Annotated in this window: 14 protein-coding genes; 6 read left to right on the top strand and 8 right to left on the bottom strand. The window is 45.4% G+C overall.

The window, feature by feature from the left end; translation table 11 throughout:
* The first annotated feature begins 77 nt into the window (after nt 1-77).
* The 5 genes from MHM93_RS00445 (at nt 78) to MHM93_RS00425 (ending at nt 8,435) form a co-directional block, all read left to right on the top strand.
* Nucleotides 78-2,891 carry a 2-oxoglutarate dehydrogenase E1 component gene (locus MHM93_RS00445; protein WP_239447535.1) on the top strand — a complete coding sequence of 938 codons (2,814 nt, stop codon included), beginning with the start codon at nt 78-80 and terminating at the stop codon, nt 2,889-2,891.
* A 10-nt stretch (nt 2,892-2,901) separates the two neighbouring features.
* A complete protein-coding gene (odhB, locus tag MHM93_RS00440; RefSeq protein WP_130147848.1) occupies nt 2,902-4,428 on the top strand; it encodes a 2-oxoglutarate dehydrogenase complex dihydrolipoyllysine-residue succinyltransferase in 1,527 nt (508 codons plus the stop codon).
* A 180-nt stretch (nt 4,429-4,608) separates the two neighbouring features.
* The gene (gene sucC, locus MHM93_RS00435) at nt 4,609-5,775 is read left to right on the top strand and encodes an ADP-forming succinate--CoA ligase subunit beta (protein WP_022946096.1); all 1,167 of its coding nucleotides are present in this window, start codon (nt 4,609-4,611) and stop codon (nt 5,773-5,775) included.
* Nucleotides 5,775-6,647 carry a succinate--CoA ligase subunit alpha gene (gene sucD, locus MHM93_RS00430; protein ID WP_045978833.1) on the top strand — a complete coding sequence of 291 codons (873 nt, stop codon included), beginning with the start codon at nt 5,775-5,777 and terminating at the stop codon, nt 6,645-6,647. Before sucC ends, sucD begins: the two co-directional genes overlap by 1 nt.
* A 360-nt stretch (nt 6,648-7,007) precedes the next feature.
* Nucleotides 7,008-8,435 carry a DEAD/DEAH box helicase gene (locus tag MHM93_RS00425; RefSeq protein ID WP_239447678.1) on the top strand — a complete coding sequence of 476 codons (1,428 nt, stop codon included), beginning with the start codon at nt 7,008-7,010 and terminating at the stop codon, nt 8,433-8,435.
* A gap of 153 nt (nt 8,436-8,588) precedes the next feature.
* Here the strand turns inward: MHM93_RS00425 and MHM93_RS00420 are convergent, their stop codons facing one another.
* The 8 genes from MHM93_RS00420 to MHM93_RS00385 form a co-directional block, all read right to left on the bottom strand.
* Nucleotides 8,589-8,840: an SRPBCC domain-containing protein gene (locus MHM93_RS00420; protein ID WP_239447534.1), complete on the bottom strand. Its 252-nt coding sequence runs from the start codon at nt 8,838-8,840 to the stop codon at nt 8,589-8,591.
* A 14-nt stretch (nt 8,841-8,854) separates the two neighbouring features.
* The gene (locus MHM93_RS00415; protein ID WP_239447533.1) at nt 8,855-9,226 is read right to left on the bottom strand and encodes a hypothetical protein; all 372 of its coding nucleotides are present in this window, start codon (nt 9,224-9,226) and stop codon (nt 8,855-8,857) included.
* 101 nt (nt 9,227-9,327) lie between these two features.
* Complete coding sequence (locus MHM93_RS00410) at nt 9,328-9,876, bottom strand: hypothetical protein (RefSeq protein WP_239447532.1); 549 nt, start codon at nt 9,874-9,876, stop codon at nt 9,328-9,330.
* A 116-nt stretch (nt 9,877-9,992) separates the two neighbouring features.
* Nucleotides 9,993-10,418: a hypothetical protein gene (locus MHM93_RS00405; protein ID WP_151172500.1), complete on the bottom strand. Its 426-nt coding sequence runs from the start codon at nt 10,416-10,418 to the stop codon at nt 9,993-9,995.
* Between the two features lie 124 nt (nt 10,419-10,542).
* Complete coding sequence (locus MHM93_RS00400; protein ID WP_239447531.1) at nt 10,543-11,064, bottom strand: hypothetical protein; 522 nt, start codon at nt 11,062-11,064, stop codon at nt 10,543-10,545.
* 317 nt (nt 11,065-11,381) lie between these two features.
* A complete protein-coding gene (locus tag MHM93_RS00395) occupies nt 11,382-12,950 on the bottom strand; it encodes an ATP-binding cassette domain-containing protein (RefSeq protein ID WP_239447530.1) in 1,569 nt (522 codons plus the stop codon).
* A gap of 612 nt (nt 12,951-13,562) precedes the next feature.
* On the bottom strand, nt 13,563-15,134 hold the full coding sequence (locus MHM93_RS00390) for a PepSY-associated TM helix domain-containing protein (protein WP_239447529.1): 1,572 nt from the start codon (nt 15,132-15,134) through the stop codon (nt 13,563-13,565).
* Nucleotides 15,131-15,421, bottom strand: a complete 291-nt coding sequence (locus tag MHM93_RS00385; protein ID WP_022946105.1) for a hypothetical protein — start codon at nt 15,419-15,421, stop codon at nt 15,131-15,133. Before MHM93_RS00385 ends, MHM93_RS00390 begins: the two co-directional genes overlap by 4 nt.
* Before the next feature lie 404 nt (nt 15,422-15,825).
* Between MHM93_RS00385 and MHM93_RS00380 the strand changes: the two genes are divergently transcribed.
* The gene (locus MHM93_RS00380) at nt 15,826-17,880 is read left to right on the top strand and encodes a TonB-dependent receptor (protein ID WP_239447528.1); all 2,055 of its coding nucleotides are present in this window, start codon (nt 15,826-15,828) and stop codon (nt 17,878-17,880) included.
* The last annotated feature ends 28 nt before the right edge of the window (nt 17,881-17,908 follow it).

Genomic DNA, 17,908 nt, shown 5'->3' with positions numbered 1-17,908 from the left:
GCCATTCTTCGATCACTTACTTGAGTTTTAAGTAAGTCAGACAATGTAAATTCTGCGCTAGATAAAAGGGCTTATAAATGCACGATGGTGTGATGAAGGCATGGCTAGAGTCTTCTCATCTGTACGGCGGTAACGTTGCCTATGTTGAGGAGCTTTATGAAGCATATCTTGATGATGTGACTTCAGTGCCAGAAGAATGGCGTGAAGTGTTCGAGCAACTTCCCAAAGTGGAAGGGGTGGATGTAGAAACTAAGCATTCACAAGTAAGAGCTGAATTCGCCAAGCTGGCAAAAAATAAACATCGCGAAGTAGTTGTTGCAGAAGGTGGTCAGGGTGACCCCAAACAGATCAAAGTATTGCAACTGATAAATGCTTTTCGATTCCGTGGTCACCAAAACGCGAATCTTGACCCACTCGGGATTTGGAAACGTGAACGTGTTCGCGATTTGGAGTTAGACTTCCACGGTCTTTCTGAAGACGATTTTGACACTGAGTTTTATGTAGGTTCGTTTGCCGCCGGCGGCGAAATGATGAAACTGGGTGACTTATACAAAGCATTGAAGGCAACCTATTGTGGTTCCATCGGTGCCGAGTACATGCACATCACATCTACCGAAGAAAAACGTTGGCTACAGCAACGCTTAGAATCGGTTCAAGCACGCCCTCAATTCGACAGCAAAACCAAGCAGCGCATTCTCAAAGGCTTGATTGCGGCCGATGGTCTTGAAAAGTACCTAGGCTCGAAATTCCCAGGCGCCAAACGCTTCTCATTGGAAGGTGGCGACGCCTTAGTGCCAATGCTTAAAGAGCTGATTCACCGCGCCGGTGAAAGTGGTCAACAAGAAGCGGTTATTGGTATGGCCCACCGTGGTCGTCTAAATGTGTTAGTGAACGTACTAGGTAAAAACCCATCGGCGCTGTTCGATGAGTTTGCTGGTAAACACGATGACACGCTGGGCTCTGGTGACGTGAAATACCATATGGGTTACTCATCAGACTTCGCCACCGAAGGCGGCAGCGTACACATGGCCTTGGCATTTAACCCCTCACACCTAGAGATTGTTAATCCAGTGGTGATGGGCTCGGTACGCGCGCGTCTTGACCGTTTAGAATGTGAAAGTGGTTCAAAAGCATTGCCTATCACCATCCACGGTGACTCGGCCATCGCCGGCCAGGGTTGTGTGCAAGAAACCTTCAATATGTCGCAAACTAATGCCTTCAAAGTAGGCGGCAGTGTGCGCATCGTGGTTAATAACCAAGTTGGCTTCACCACGTCTAAGCAAGACGATACACGCTCTACTGACTACTGTACCGACATCGCTAAAATGGTGCAGTCACCGATTTTCCATGTTAACTCCGACGACCCTGAAGCGGTTGCCTTAGTGACGCAAATTGCACTTGATTTCCGTAATCAGTTCAAACGCGACGTGGTTATTGATTTAGTGTGTTACCGCCGTCATGGACACAACGAAGCGGATGAGCCAAGCGCCACGCAGCCGTTGATGTACAAAAAGGTGAAAAAGCACCCAGTGCCGCGCCAAATCTATGCCGATCAGCTAGTTAGCGAAGGTGTCTTGAGTGAAAAAGAGATCAAAAAGCTTGCTGATGACTATCGCAATGGCCTAGACGAAGGCAACTGCGTGGTTGAAGAAATTGAGCCAGAAACTAAGCACTCATCTGATTGGTCTAAATTCGTGGGCCATGACTGGGATACCGAGTATGAAACTCATATTCCAGTTGAAAAGCTTAAAGAGCTTGGCGAAAAGGTGGCTTCTTATCCAGAAGATCACCAAGCACAATCTCGGGTTAAGAAGATTTACGACGACCGTAAAGCGATGGCCGCCGGCGAGAAAAAACTAGACTGGGGTATGGCCGAGACTCTTGCATATGCCACTATGGTTGAGCAGGGCACAGACATTCGTCTAACCGGCCAAGACTCAGGCCGTGGTACCTTCTTCCACCGTCATGCTGTGGTGCATAATCAAGAAGATGCATCCACCTATTTACCGCTGCAACACATCAAAGAAGACCAGGGTAAATTTGAAGTGTACGACTCGGTGCTTTCAGAAGAAGCGGTGCTCGCATTTGAATATGGTTACGCCACAGCCGAGCCAACATCACTGGTGATGTGGGAAGCGCAGTTTGGTGATTTCGCCAATGGTGCGCAGGTGGTATTCGACCAATTCCTAAGCTCAGGCGAACAAAAGTGGGGCCGTTTATGTGGCTTAACCTGTTTGCTACCTCATGGCTACGAAGGTCAAGGCCCAGAGCACAGCTCAGCGCGCCTAGAGCGTTTCTTGCAGCTATGTGCAGACCACAACATGCAAGTGTGTGTGCCGTCAACGCCAGCGCAGGTTTACGCTATGTTGCGTCGTCAATCAGTGCGTCCACTACGTCGTCCACTGATTGTTATGACCCCGAAATCATTGTTGCGTCACCCGTTAGCCGTTTCTACGCTAGAAGAGTTATCTGAAGGCGTATTCCACAATATGATCGACGAAATCGATGATATTGATGCTAAAAACGTTGAGCGCGTGGTGTTCTGTAGCGGTAAAGTGTACTACGAGCTGCTGCAAGAGCGTCGTAAGCAAGAGCTGGATAACATCGCCATCGTGCGTGTTGAGCAGCTTTACCCATTCCCGCATCAGGAAATGGCTGACATTATCGAACGCTACAGCCATGTGAAAGATTTCGTATGGTGTCAGGAAGAGCCACAAAACCAGGGTGCATGGTACTGCTCGCAGCACCACTTCTGGCAGGCAATTCCACAAGGTGCAAACCTAACTTATGCAGGACGTAACGCGTCCGCGTCACCGGCATGTGGTTACATGTCAGTACATACTAAAGAACAACAAGCGTTAGTCGCTGACGCGCTTACCATTAAAAAATAAGGGATAAGAGATGACCACAGAAATCAAGGTTCCTGTTCTTCCTGAGTCAGTTGCAGACGCCACCGTTGCAACTTGGCATGTCAGTGTTGGCGACAAAGTAAGTCGTGACCAGAACCTCGTAGACATCGAAACCGATAAAGTCGTACTTGAAGTAGCGGCGCCGGCAGACGGTGTGATCAGCGAGATTAAAGAGCAAGAAGGCGCAACGGTACTTGCTGAGCAAGTGCTAGCCATTGTTGGCGAAGCCGACGATGCGCCTGCTGCTGATGAGAACAGCAGCGACGATAACGCTAAAAGTGAAGAAAAAGCTGATTCAGCACCAGCAAAAGACAGCGGTGCTTCAGAAGGTAAAGAAGTGGATATTAAAGTACCTGTACTTCCTGAATCTGTTGCCGATGCCACTATCGCAACATGGCATGTGCAACCAGGTGAAGCGGTAAGCCGCGACCAGAACTTGGTTGATATCGAAACTGACAAAGTTGTACTTGAAGTGGTAGCCCCGGATGACGGTGTCATGGGCGAGCACGTTCACGGTGAAGGCGATACGGTCACAGCCGAGCAAGTTATCGGTAAAGTGAAAGTAGGCGCTAAAGCTGCTGGCGGTAGCAAAGAAGAGTCTGCTCCGGCTGCCGAGCAAAGTGGTGATGACAGTGCCAGTGATGCATTGACTCCTTCAGTGCGCCGCCTCATTGCTGAAAAAGGCCTAGATGCGTCAAAAATCAAAGGTTCAGGCAAAAACGGTCGTGTTACTAAAGAAGACGTAGACAAGTTCCTTAAACAAGCGCCGGCTAAGCAAGAAAGCAAAGCCGATGACGCTCAGTCAGCGCCTGTGGGTAACCGCACGCAAAAACGCGTACCGATGACACGTTTGCGTAAGACCATCGCTAACCGCCTACTTGAAGCGAAAAACTCAACGGCGATGTTGACCACCTTTAACGAAGTGAACATGAAGCCAATCATGGACCTTCGTAAGCAATACAAAGACGCCTTTGAAGAGCGCCATGGCATCCGTTTAGGCTTCATGTCGTTCTACGTAAAAGCAGTAGTAGAAGCGCTTAAACGCTTCCCAGATGTGAACGCATCAATCGATGGCGACGACATCGTTTATCACAACTACTTCGATATCAGCATTGCGGTATCAACACCGCGTGGCTTGGTAACGCCAGTACTACGCGATTGTGACAAGCTATCGGTTGCAGAAATCGAAGCCGGTATTCGCGAGTTAGCGCTTAAAGGCCGTGATGGTAAGCTAACGGTTGAAGACATGACCGGTGGTAACTTCACTATCACCAACGGGGGTGTATTTGGCTCACTATTATCAACGCCAATCATCAACTTGCCACAGTCTTCAATCTTGGGTATGCACAAAATCCAAGAGCGTCCTATGGCGGTGAATGGCAAAGTTGAGATTCTACCTATGATGTATTTGGCCCTGTCTTATGACCACCGCCAAATCGATGGTAAAGAGTCTGTTGGCTTCTTAGTGACCATTAAAGAAATGTTAGAAGATCCAACACGTCTTCTACTTGATGTATAAACATCGAGAATGAATAAAAATTAAGCTGTGGCCCGCGCCGCAGCTTTTTTTTGCCGCCTTTAGTCCCACTAGGGTTTTCAAGCATAGCCATGGGATCTATACTAGGTGCGCAATTTGGGATGGTTGGGTAAATTGCATATTTATTCAGCTCTTTTAGTACAAAAAATTGGATAAAGCATCATGAATTTGCATGAGTATCAGGCAAAACAACTTTTTGCCGAATATGGTTTACCAGTTTCTGAAGGTTACGCATGTGACACACCTCAAGAAGCTGCTGAAGCTGCTGATAAAATCGGCGGTGATAAATGGGTTGTTAAATGTCAGGTTCACGCCGGTGGCCGTGGTAAAGCGGGCGGTGTAAAACTTGCTGACAGCAAACAAGAAATCAAAGAGTTTGCACAGAACTGGCTAGGTAAAAACCTAGTAACTTTCCAAACTGACGAAAATGGTCAGCCTGTTGCAAAGATCCTTGTTGAAAGCTGCACTGACATTGCAAACGAACTCTACCTTGGTGCTGTTGTCGACCGCGCTTCACGTAAAGTTGTTTTCATGGCGTCTACCGAAGGCGGTGTTGAAATCGAAACTGTTGCTGAAGAAACGCCAGAGCTTATCCACAAAGCTGAGATCGACCCACTTGTAGGTCCTCAGGCTTACCAAGGTCGTGAGCTTGCTTTCAAACTTGGCTTGAACCCAACTCAACTTAAGCAGTTCGTTAAGATCTTCATGGGTCTTGGCAACATGTTTATCGATCACGATTTCGCGCTACTTGAAATCAACCCACTGGTTATCACTGACGAAGGCAACCTACACTGCCTAGACGGTAAAATCGGTGTTGATGGCAACGCACTATATCGTCAGCCTAAAATCCGCGCGATGCACGATCCTTCGCAAGAAGACGAGCGTGAGGCACACGCAGCACAGTGGGAACTAAACTACGTAGCGCTAGACGGTACAGTAGGCTGCATGGTAAATGGTGCGGGTCTAGCAATGGGTACTATGGACATCGTTAACCTACACGGCGGCAAGCCAGCTAACTTCCTAGATGTGGGCGGCGGTGCAACTAAAGAGCGCGTTGCTGAAGCATTTAAGATCATCCTTTCTGATGACAATGTTAAAGCAGTACTTGTTAACATCTTCGGCGGTATCGTACGTTGTGACATGATCGCAGAAGGTATTATCGGTGCGGTTAAAGAAGTTGGCGTAAACGTACCTGTAGTTGTACGTCTTGAAGGTACTAACGCTGAACTAGGCCGTGACGTTCTTGCTAACTCAGGTCTAGACATCATTGCTGCAGAATCTCTAACAGACGCAGCTGAGAAAGTTGTTGCTGCTGCGGAGGGCAAATAATGTCTGTACTAATTAATAAAGACACTAAGGTAATCTGCCAAGGTTTCACTGGTGGTCAGGGTACGTTCCACTCTGAGCAAGCAATCGAATACGGTACGCAGATGGTTGGTGGTGTATCACCAGGTAAAGGCGGTCAAACGCACCTAGGTCTGCCGGTATTTAACACTGTACGTGACGCTGTTGAAGAAACAGGCGCTACGGCTTCTGTTATCTACGTACCAGCGCCTTTCTGTAAAGATGCAATCCTTGAAGCGATCGATGCGGGCATCGAGCTAATCGTTTGTATCACTGAAGGTATCCCAACGCTAGACATGGTTGACGTTAAAGTTAAGCTTGATGAAACTGGCGTGCGTATGATTGGTCCTAACTGCCCAGGTGTTATTACCCCGGGTGAGTCTAAGATTGGTATCATGCCTGGTCACATCCACAAGCCTGGTAAAGTAGGCATCGTATCACGTTCTGGTACTTTGACTTATGAAGCTGTTAAGCAAACAACTGACGCTGGCTTTGGTCAATCTTCATGTGTTGGTATCGGTGGTGACCCAATTCCTGGTACTAACTTCATCGACGTACTAGAGATGTTCGAAAAAGATCCGCAAACTGAAGCTATCGTAATGATCGGTGAGATCGGCGGTACAGCTGAAGAAGAAGCGGCTGCGTACATCAAAGACAACGTCACTAAGCCTGTTGTTTCATACATTGCCGGTGTAACTGCACCTCCAGGCAAACGTATGGGCCACGCTGGTGCGATTATCGCTGGCGGTAAAGGTACTGCTGACGAGAAATTTGCAGCCTTAGAAGCAGCGGGCGTACAAACTGTACGTTCACTTGCTGAAATTGGCAACGCACTAAAAGAGAAAACCGGTTGGTAAGCTCTGCTAGTGAGTGACATAAAAACCCGCCTTGAGCGGGTTTTTTTATGGCTGCACTGATGCTCAGTTACAAGCGAGTAGGGCAAGTGCCAATGGGGCTGAGCACCGGATCTACGCTTTCTTTTTTTGCCATGCACTGTATTAACCCAGAGTGTGTTATGATGGCAGCGTGATCAGTAAAGAGCACACCTTGAGGCGCCATTGCGCCGATGCTCTTTACGCCTGTGTAGCAAGTCGCTACGCCTTTTTAATTTTTTGGTGATGCAATCGGGTTTAAGCTTGTTTCGCCATGTATACCGAGTTTATATGACCGAACAGCAAGTACCATCAGCAAACAACACCATCAAAACCGAAGACACCATCCAATTCAGTGACTTAAAACTACAACCTAAACTACTTCAAGCGATTGAACGCCAAGGCTACCAGCATCCTTCACCAATACAGGCGCAAGGCATTCCTGCGGTGTTATCCGGCCACGACGTGATGGCCGCTGCGCAAACCGGCACCGGTAAAACGGCGGGTTTTACCTTGCCGATGCTAGAAATATTAAGTAAAGGGCAGCGTGCTCGCGGTAATAACGTGCGAGCTTTAGTGCTTGCTCCTACCCGTGAGCTGGCCGCTCAGGTAGGTGCCAGTGTCGCCACGTATGGTAAAGAGTTAGCGCTGAGCTATTGCGTGGCCTTTGGCGGCGTTAAAATTAACCCGCAAATGATGCAACTGCGTCGCGGGGCCGATATCCTCGTGGCCACGCCCGGACGGTTAATGGATTTGTATCAGCAAAATGCCATTAAATTTGAGCAACTAGAAATGCTGGTGCTTGATGAAGCTGACCGCATGTTAGATATGGGCTTTATTCACGATATTCGCCGCATTATTAAGTTATTGCCGCCGAAACGACAAAACCTGCTGTACTCGGCGACCTTCTCGGACGAGATCCGTGAATTGGCGAAAACCATAGTCCACCAGCCGCTAGAGATTTCTGTGGTGCCTGCCAATACCACGGCAAAAACCATAGAGCAGTGGGTTTACCCAGTGGATAAATCGCGCAAAACAGCGCTACTAAGTCATTTAATTAAAGAAAATGATTGGCAGCAGGTGTTGGTGTTTAGCCGCACCAAGCATGGCGCGAATCGCATTGCCACTAATTTGGAAAAGCGCGGTATTCACTCTGCCGCGATTCATGGCAATAAGAGCCAAGGCGCCAGAACCAAAGCGTTGGCCGGATTTAAAGACGGCAGTATTAAAGTTCTGGTGGCCACCGATATCGCCGCGCGCGGCATTGATATTGACCAGCTTCCTTGTGTGATCAACTTTGACTTGCCCAATGTTGCCGAAGACTATGTTCACCGTATCGGACGAACCGGTCGGGCGGGGGCCTCAGGGTTGGCTATCTCATTTGTCACAGCGGACGAGGCAAAAGATTTAAACGGCATTGAAAACCTTATTCAAGAATTGTTGCCACGGCAAACTATCGCGGGCTTTGAGCCCACGAATGAGGTGGCACCAAGCACATTGCGGGCGCCGAAAAAGCCTAAAAAACCCAAAAAGCCGAAAGCAGCCAAAGCTGAGCAGCCAGGCAACACCGCTAAGCAAGCAGTGAAAAAGAAGCCTTCGCACGCGAAAAAAGCGGCGAGTGCGCCGCAGCAGGGTAAAGCGCCGCAGCAAGGTAAGGAGCAGGGCGGTGCTAATAAACCCAAAGGACGCGATGGCGACTCACCCCAAGCGAAAGGCCCGGCAAGAAGAAATAACCGCTGGAGAACACGGCGCGCCAAAACCGGCAGCAGCTAAGTTCTAGCACTTATCATAAAAAGCGAGCCCCTGAGAGGCTCGCTTTTTTGGTTGTATTGCCAAGGCTAGAGTGAACTTTCGGCACGCAGTGGCTAGCTGATGCGGTCGCTACCGCCGCGCTCAGCGGTAAATTTGTTTGTCAGCAGCACCTTGTTAGTTGCTTTTGTTTTCAACGTGTTTTTTGAAGTTGTGGAGGATACTTTGCCAACCTTGTTTTTGCTGCTCAGCAGAGTTCTCATCTTCCGCCTCAAAGGTTTCTACGACCTTAACGCCATTGATTGTTTCTATGAGTTCAACTATCACAACACGGTTATCACCAAGCTTAAAATGAATCGACTCGTTTGACTCAATTTTTGTAAATGTACCTTCAAAATCGAACCCCTTCGAGCCGTCTTTTGCTTCCACTTTTTATTAACTTGTTAGTTTTCGTTATACCAAGTTTCCCAAACTTTAGGAGCGGGGTATTTCAATTTATATGCCTGAATATCATCTTTACTTGCATACTTTAAGTAAACACCAAAATAATCGGTTAGATACTCTTCACCTGATCCTATTCGCCAAAATATATTGCTAGGTTCATATTCAGGAAATTTTTCCCAAGGAGGTAAAGGAGGAGTCGCTTTGAGTTCACTTTCAAACCTTTGCTTAAGCATGGCTCCCCAATCCTTTTTTTGCTTTAGATAGGCTTCCCAATCTTCAGCCAAAACTCCTTCAGGTGGTCCTATTTCATTTGAAGCCATAGTTGTCCCGGCAATCATAAACAAACTTAAAAATATAAAACGAATCATCATAAAAAAACTAATGCTACAAATTAACGGCAAAAATTAGTTGGCTAAAATTTGTGAGGTACGAACAAAAACAACTGGTTTTTCCGCACCTTTAATTTGCTTTGTTAGAAAGCCTGGATTTTATACTCAAGGCTTTTATTTCTAAGTTGAAAAGTGACAAGACGGCTATGTTCGTCATAACTTACGATTTGATTCATAGTCTTACTTTTAAAATAGTCACCAATCTCACTAGCTGAAATATCTCTAGAAAATAAGACTGTGTGGCTAACTGAGCTTTCCTTACATGCTGGTATGTCAGAGTTACTCCTGCATCTATCATCTAAAGTTGGCATTGAAACAGAAACCGAGTAAAAGTTATTAGCTTGTTTGTCAGCATCCAAATAGACTCTTGTGCCTACTGTAGCAACCATACAGCCAGAACCAATATAGTGTTTATGAGAACGGCCGGAAATAGAGCTTTGCCCAATCCTAAGGCTTTCTCCACTATCTGGGGAAATTGGAAAAGATTGGTAATACTCGTGAGCACATTGTTCCCGTTTAGAGTTCGATATTTCTGACGACGGTATATACCCCCAATCCCAAACAGGATTCGGCTCTTTCTTCCCACAACCAAATAAAAACAACAAAGCTAAAAGGTAACTCAAATTCTTCATAGGCTCTCTAACACCCCAATTAGGGGCACAAATACGTAGGCTAAAATCCTGAGCGAAGCGATGGGAGCCTACGTGTTTGTGTCCCAGCGAGCGCAGTGAGCGACTATATTGGTTTGTTATCTCTCACAACAGCCCAACCAGTGTACAACAGTATCTAATTGTGCAAAGTCTGAGTCTGAAAGTTGGCCAGCTCTCAGATTGTTTATTGCAGTCAGCATATTTTCTTTCCCGAACTGCTCTCTGAGGTAAAACACGACTTCTTCTGCACTTACATCCCAGTGTGGTAGAAGGCGAAAAATAGCTTCTTCGCACCGCTCTGTTGCCTTGGGGTTTATTTTCAATAGAAGGCGACCAGTAAACGTTTGAACTTTGAGCCGATCTTCTCTCATTTGAACTGCGAAAACACCCATGAGGCCTTTATAACGTTCGTGTTTGGGAGAAGAGGTGATGGCATTATACAAATACTTCAATTCGGGGCTTTTTCCCAGTCCGTGTTTTACTGCAAACTCAATTGTCGCTTTTGTGATTTCTGCTGAGTCCATAACATCCGTGAGAGATAACGCCCCACTTAGGGGCACAAATACGCAGGCTATAATACGGAGCGAAGCGAAGGAAGCCTGCGTGTTTGTGTCCCAACGAGCGCCAGCGAGTGACTACAGTGGCTTGTTATGCATTCGACGCCAGATACAGCGCGACAAATTTCGAAATAACAAGTAGCACAAAGCCTATAAGCAACGAGTAATTTCTAACTTTAAATTTTAGTTCGTAACTGTCACCTAATTCTTCGGCGTAATCACTAGATTGAGCGATAAACTTTTGCAGTATTTGCTGTTTTTCTTGGGCCTCTGAAATTGAAACCTGACTACCGGTGTCTAGGTCGATATTTCTATAAGGTAAATTTATAATTTTATTAACTACGTCGAGTCTTTCCTGAGCCTGTGCTTTTCTATAGTCATTAGATTGCACAGAAATCTCACTTTCTAGGCGAAGAATCCCAAAAAGTATTGATACAGCGAAAGATGCTAGCGCTAATAATTCAATTGAGTTTTGGGAAAATGATAATTTTTCAGGCTCAAATTTTGAGCCTAAATATGCAAACAAAGCACTACTTAAACTCAGAATAAAGTAATCATACTTCTGCTGTGTCTGTTTAACATTCTTCCATGCTTCTAAGCTAATGTTCGACATGTAATTTTTCCTGCATAACAATTTAATATCGAGCGATTGGGTCGTTTTTCTGCCGCAATCATTCTCGTTTTTGTCCTTAGACCAGTAATAGCAAATTTAAGAAGTACTTACCAGCATTGAAGTTAGGCGATATTGCTCTAACCGTGGATACGACAAAACGACCCAATGGGTCGTTTTCCTGACTATAGGAGAAACCCAAGGAATATGGTGTATAAATAGTTATTTCCGTAGGGTGAAAGAGGGCATACCGCCCATGGCAGATAGCTCGTTTAATCCCATGGACGATATAGTTCGTTTCTAGATGGCAGTTATACAAGTTAAATATCGATTTGCATCTGAACCCCTGATTCACGAACGAAGTCCTCATCATGGCTAACGAGAATAAAGCCTCCAGGGTATTGATTAAGCGCTTGGGCCAGCATAAGTTTTGACTCAAGGTCGAGGTGGTTATCAGGCTCATCGAGCAGTAAAAAAGGGTGCGTCGCCTGGTGACTAACAATAAGCATGGCTAACTTCATCTTCTCACCGCCACTAAGCATGTGGCCAAGACGAAATACATTATCGCGACTAAAACCAACGCCTGCTAGTAATGTTCTGGCATCACTCTCCTTAAGGCCACCGCAAAGTGTTACAAGGTTATCGAGTAGCGATAAATCCCCTCGAATCACTCCAAAATGTTGGTCAAGGTAATATAACGGGGTATTGAGTTGCAGCTCGCCTTGCTGGAGAGAAATTTCGCCCAATAGTGTTTTCAGAAGCGTTGATTTACCACTGCCGTTTTTACCTGCCAGATAAACCTTATCATGGGTATATGCTTGAAATGAGACAGGCTCAGTGCGACCAAACGGCAATACGCCTTGATGAATCGAAATGACTTTACGTGAGCGAATAGGGGGGTGCGCTAAATAGAGTTTTTGGCTTTTCTGTGACTCTTTGTGAGCTTTGAGTGAGCGCTCTGTATTGGCTAAATGAGTTCGACGAAGCTGCTCATTTTTAGTTCGATTAGCTGCCTGTGCCGTTGCTTTGTCTTTTTTAGCATCAAGCAATACTTTGGGCTGACTGCCATTCTTTCGTAACTGCGTACCTTGAGCCGCTCTTTGCTCTGCCTTTTCACGGTTTTTCTGCGTTTGTAATTGTAACTGCTTTTTTTGTTTATCAACGCTTGCCAGTTTTCGTTCAAGCGCTTGTAACTCTGCCCTTTTTTGTTCGGCGTACAGAGTGTAGTTGCCACCAAACACCTGTAACCCAAGCTCTGAAAGCTGCCAAATTTCGTCCATTTCGTGCAGTAACTTTCGCTCATGACTGACAAGTAAAATTGCCCCTTTGAAGGCGCGCATAGACTGAATTAACCAGTGTTTAGCATGCACATCAAGGTGATTGGATGGCTCATCAAGTATGAGTAATTCAACATTGCTAGCAAACAATTGCCAAAGCTTTAAACGGGCGAATTGCCCACCACTGAGTTGAGCGCATGGAAAATCTACATCTGTTGGTAAGCCATGCTCTTGTAATTGTTGAGTGAGTTTTAAGGGCAAGTCCCATTGCTCCTTTATTATATCAAACCATTGCTGTGAACAATCACCCGACTCAACCCGCTTTATGGCTTCAAGCACCTGATCTATACCCAAGAACTGAGCAATCGTCAGTTCGCAAGATAATAGCGGGGGTAGCTGCTGATGATACACAGCTACTGATTGAGACAAAGCAACAGCCCCACTTGATGGTGGTTGTTCACCACTTAAAATTGACGCGAGTATTGATTTACCAACACCGTTACGCCCAACTAAGCCAACACGCTTATTAGACAGTGAACATGACAGTTGCTGAAAGAGAAAATCGCCGTTATCCAATTGATAACTTATATTGTAAGCCTGTAGTAATGGCATAAAGTGCCTCCTGTATGAAAGGGGCAACAGTCGCAGCTAGCTATCTTAGAGAGGTGATTAATACCACTATACGCTTTTGCCAATAGGCAAAATATACAATGCACTTGTACAGACATATCGGAATGTGAGCTACGCCTACTAACCCTGTAAATCCAAAAAGAAAATAAGAAATGGATGACAGGTTTAGTTGTTCATGTTGGCGCAATCTCCTTAGAAGTGATAAACCAAGGTTACAGCATCCTTTCCGGCTGGGTCAAGATGCCTCCTACTGGCAAAACTATGATGCGCACCCACTCTGGTTGGGGAAGTGCGCACTACCAGAATGCTCAAAAGGCTCACCACTTAAGCATTACACGCGAGTACATTACCGCGAATAGTTAATTATCTTCGCGCTTTTGGTACATGCCACTTTAGTTGGTTTCAATTTACTCCACAGGTTTATTTTGAACTTCGCTGACGTGCTACAAGCGAACGTCGATAACAAGCACATTGCACCATGCAAGACCTGACACTGTTACTTGGGACAAGAAATGCTTTCATTAAACGGGAGCGAATCGTGGATAAGGCAAAAGTATGGGTATCAAATCGCTCTGATACCCATACTAGGAGTGCTTAAGTTTGGCTAACCTGTTCAAAGGCTGGCATGATGCTTTGTGTGGCCTGTTTTTGCTGCTGATGTTTCGACATTTTCAAGAAAATAACAGCAAACATAGCGGCGACGATATCAACCATATAGCTTGAGTAGAAGAGCGTATTTACGTCACTTAGTGCAAGTTTCACCAGCGTAGATAACACCATTAATGCACACAAACTCGCGAGTAAATAAAGGCCAACCGTCGTTGCCTTTTGCACAGGTTTTAAGAAGCTATATATCACAAAAGCAAAAAAGGCGGCGTAGTAACTGTATAGACTGGCGTAGTTTGCGTTAGCAACAAATGTAGGTAGCCATTTAGCTGCAACTAACGTGAAAGCAACGGCAATCATCGACCCTAAACAAACACCAATAGTGAGTTTTGCCATAAACAACGTACTGCGTTTGTTGGGATCTTTTTTGAAGCGCTTATCTATCCATAATAAATTGCCCGAATAGAACAAAAATGCCCCAAGTAAGCCCATTATAAAGTAACCCCAGCGCCCCCATTCTCCACCATAGGTGCCAAAATGGAGTGAGAAAATACTGGCCACCATATTACCCCACACTGCATCTTCGCCTTGTGGATAGCTTGAGTTAACGACCTCTAAGGTGTACGGGTTCATAAATAAATAGTCAGTATCTGGGCCGCGCACAACCGCATTATTGTTACTCATCATAAACACCGCAGAGGGCGAAGCGGAATTTAAATTACTGTAGCGAATGTGGATAGGCTCATAGCCAGGCGCATAGCTTTTAGCTGCAAGCACTTGCTCGTCGATACTAGGTAAGTTGTCAATGTGAAAACTTTGCGCAGCGGGAGTAGGGCGCTGAAACAGCGGTTTATCATCATAAAATTGCGCTAAGCCACCATAAATAAAGTCATGAAATGCAAACACCACCACAGTGAAGGCTATGACTAAATGAAACGGTAAGCTGGCAATCCCCACAAGGTTATGGCTGTCGAGCCAAAACCGGCTTGGCCCTTTTTCTTTACGCAATGCAAAAAAGGTTTTAACGAGTGTTGGCAGTAAAATAATGACCCCAGAGACCAAAGCTAAAAAATACAACACACTGGCAATACCTAGAATATAAACCCCTGATTGGTCATGGCCAATTTCACCAATAAAGCCTGCTGTGCGATGTAAGTAATCAATTAAATCGCCAAGTTCGTTTTCAGTTTGCGCGCTAACGTTTAATGTGCCATCAGCATTGAGGTGGGCATAGTTGAGCTGTTTATCAAGCTCCATGCCACGGGCACTGCCTTTGATATACCAAGAAAGAGGCGCGTCTTGGGTATGTAAGTCTAGGTTAAAGCCTTTAGCAAGTTGTTCACCACGCACACTTATTACCGTATCTACCAGTTTTTGGTAGTCATAATCAGAACTGGTTACTTTAGGCGCTGTAACCGGTGCAGCCCACCGTTGTATTTCGTGTTTAAACATGGTCAGGCTGCCAGCATAAAAACCTATAAACAGCACTAAGCCAGCAATAATGCCCGTCCATGTATGTACACCTTGATAGGTGCGTAAAATATCCGATCTTACTTTCATAGTGCGTTCCTGAGCATGAAAAATACGCCATAAAGCAGCACAGTTAAGCTGCCAAGGACAAGCCAAGCTTGCTTTGCAGAGTTGAACAAATAGCTAAAACTAAAAATGGTTAGCCAAATAGGGGTAATCATCCACATGTTAAATTGCACTTTATCTCGAGCTTCAATGCCTCCAGGGCCATACCAAGCAAAAAAAGCAATGAATATAAATGACAGTGCCAACCCTAAAAAGGCACCGGCTAAGGTTTTACCTAACCACGTTGGTTGGCGCTTTGATGAGTTTGTCATGAATTACCCCTTTGTTTGCAGCAGGCTAATAAAAGGGATCAGCATTAGCATAAGCATCACGCTAAAGATTATATAGAAAACAGCTGCTGTGGCTGATAGCTGCACAAAGGCAAGTGTTAATGCACACGCTATTAATGCAAGCGATAGTAATCGCCAATGTTTTTTTATCGGTTTTTTTAAAAATCGCTGTTGTTTTCTGGTGCAGTAAAAAGTGCTGACAGCGAAAACGATGAGTAAAGTAACGGTGAAAATGAGCATAAAATGAGAGTTGGAATTTATGTTATATCGCATTGTAAATGATAACTAAACTCAATTGCAATGTCATTAAGCCTGTGTTAATTTCCTAGCGCTTTTTATCAAGCTCGATTTGTTTAATTCTAATAATCTCTTACGGGGAAAGGACATTGGCTACTGCATTAAAACTCAACACAATAACCAAGGTTATTTTTGCATCGTTACTTGCTGCTCAAGGCTCGGCTTGGGCTGACGACGAGCAAAGCAGTCGAGAATCAATGGACACTATTGTTGTTACCGGTGAAAAAACGGAAAAGTCACTTAAAGAAACCATGTCGTCGGTGGCGGTTGTTGATAAGGCGCTACTAGAAAACGGCCAGCTTGCGTCTATATCCGAAGCGCTCTCAGAAATGGCAAACGTGGTGGTGTTAACGGGTTCGGTGCCTGATATGCGAGGGGTGTCTGGTAATGGTGGGGCAACCGGTTTTAACTCATTTAGCGGAGGTTCAAAAGCCCGTGTTTCAACGTTAATTGATGGTGTAAGCCAACCCTTTGTTGCTGACTTAACAGGTGATACCGGCCTTTGGGATGTAGAACAAATTGAGGTTTACCGGGGGCCGCAATCAACTAGCAATGGTCGCAATAGCATCGCAGGTGCGGTGTACATGACAACGAAAGCGCCAACTCAGGATTTTGAAGGGGCAGTGCGCGTAGGTTATCGCAATCAAGATAGCTACCTCGATACTGCCGCAGTGGTATCGGGAGCATTAGTTGAGGATGTATTAGCATTTCGCTTATCAACTCAGTATGTCGATGGCGAAACATTTTCAAACCCACCGGTATATGAAACAAACCCAACTGATCGTGAATTAAACAAGTTAAATACCAGCAGTACGCGCGCTAAATTACTTTACACGCCAAGCAAAGACCTTGCCGTGCAGCTGACTTACTCAACTTACAGTGAAGAGGGTAACTCTGGTCGTAAATACTTTGTTGCGGACGAACCATTTGATTATAAGCCCCTATATCAACGTATTGTGGAAACAGACTCTGATACTACGCAAGTAAATATTGATTACAGTATTAATGATGATTTTTCGTTAGACGTAGTAGTTGCTTACATGGATTATCACTGGAGCTTTGACGCATACGAGCCCATTGAAAGCGCTGAATCTGACGTATCAATGGACGAGAGTAATATCACCGTCGATACCAAGCTCAACTTTGGGCTAAACAACCACTTTTATTCCGGGTTTATCGGCCTTGCTTACTTTGAGCGCGACCAAGAATTTGAAAGTGTGGGTGCAACAAACTACTACGGTGACGATAGCAGTAAATCGACCGCAGTTTATGGCGAAACAAGCTTTAATTTAAGCCGCGAATTAACGTTAACTGCGGGCCTTCGTATTGAGCGTGAAGAACAATTACGTAATTTCAATATGGCGTTTCGTGGCGATCAGCTCGTTGAGCAGCTTGATAATTCACACACAGTGCGTTTACCAAAGCTCGCGATTCAATATGATGTTAGCGACGAAACGACTTTATTTGCCAGTGCTCGCCGTGGCTATAACGCAGGGGGCGGTGCGCTCGATTTTACCGCTGAAGATTACTACTACTACGACGAAGAAACGGTTAATACCTATGAAATAGGTTCGCGCAGCGTAATAGATAATGGCGACATCAATATTAGCGCTAATGTGTTTTACAACAATTTTAACGGGTATCAAGCATTAAGTTCAGAGCGCAGAATCACGAATGTAGAAGATGCTCATAGCTACGGTTTAGAGGTCGATGCTTACAGTATGCTTGGAGAGCAGTGGCAGCTACATGGTGGTTTTGGTTTATTAAAAACTAACATTGATGAATCATCAGCCTTTCCAGATGCCGTTGGCAGTGATTTAAACTCTGCACCCGAACTAACGGCGAGTTTAGGTCTTTCACACTGGTTTACCGATAGCCTAAAAGTAAATTTAAGCGCCAACTATGTGGGTGAGTATTATGGTGACTTAACAAACACAGAAGAGCGCATTGCAGGTGATTACACTATTACTCGTTTATCGGTGACCTACGACACCGAGCAATGGTTGATCAGTGCCTTCATCAATAACGCCCTAGACGAAGAGGCGTATACTTCACAAGAGCCGGCAAGTGGCCGTTACCCACAAGGTTATGCAGCCGTTGTGAACCCGCAAACAGTGGGTGCATCAGTTACTTACCGATTCTAATCCAACAAAATAGCTAGTCGCTGATGAA

This window comes from Pseudoalteromonas sp. MM17-2 (assembly GCF_022347945.1).
Lineage (GTDB): Bacteria > Pseudomonadota > Gammaproteobacteria > Enterobacterales > Alteromonadaceae > Pseudoalteromonas > Pseudoalteromonas ruthenica.
The sequence above is the reverse complement of the archived record's forward strand: the minus strand, read 5'-3'. Positions and strand labels throughout refer to the sequence as shown.

What these genes read in the sequence shown, in the direction of transcription:
- MHM93_RS00445 (WP_239447535.1), top strand. Translation starts at nt 78, where the DNA reads ATGCACGATGGTGTGATGAAGGCATGGCTAGAGTCTTCTCATCTGTAC.
- odhB (WP_130147848.1), top strand. Translation starts at nt 2,902, where the DNA reads ATGACCACAGAAATCAAGGTTCCTGTTCTTCCTGAGTCAGTTGCAGAC.
- sucC (WP_022946096.1), top strand. Translation starts at nt 4,609, where the DNA reads ATGAATTTGCATGAGTATCAGGCAAAACAACTTTTTGCCGAATATGGT.
- sucD (WP_045978833.1), top strand. Translation starts at nt 5,775, where the DNA reads ATGTCTGTACTAATTAATAAAGACACTAAGGTAATCTGCCAAGGTTTC.
- MHM93_RS00415 (WP_239447533.1), bottom strand. Translation starts at nt 9,226, where the DNA reads ATGATGATTCGTTTTATATTTTTAAGTTTGTTTATGATTGCCGGGACA.
- MHM93_RS00410 (WP_239447532.1), bottom strand. Translation starts at nt 9,876, where the DNA reads ATGAAGAATTTGAGTTACCTTTTAGCTTTGTTGTTTTTATTTGGTTGT.
- MHM93_RS00405 (WP_151172500.1), bottom strand. Translation starts at nt 10,418, where the DNA reads ATGGACTCAGCAGAAATCACAAAAGCGACAATTGAGTTTGCAGTAAAA.
- MHM93_RS00400 (WP_239447531.1), bottom strand. Translation starts at nt 11,064, where the DNA reads ATGTCGAACATTAGCTTAGAAGCATGGAAGAATGTTAAACAGACACAG.
- MHM93_RS00395 (WP_239447530.1), bottom strand. Translation starts at nt 12,950, where the DNA reads ATGCCATTACTACAGGCTTACAATATAAGTTATCAATTGGATAACGGC.
- MHM93_RS00390 (WP_239447529.1), bottom strand. Translation starts at nt 15,134, where the DNA reads ATGAAAGTAAGATCGGATATTTTACGCACCTATCAAGGTGTACATACA.
- MHM93_RS00385 (WP_022946105.1), bottom strand. Translation starts at nt 15,421, where the DNA reads ATGACAAACTCATCAAAGCGCCAACCAACGTGGTTAGGTAAAACCTTA.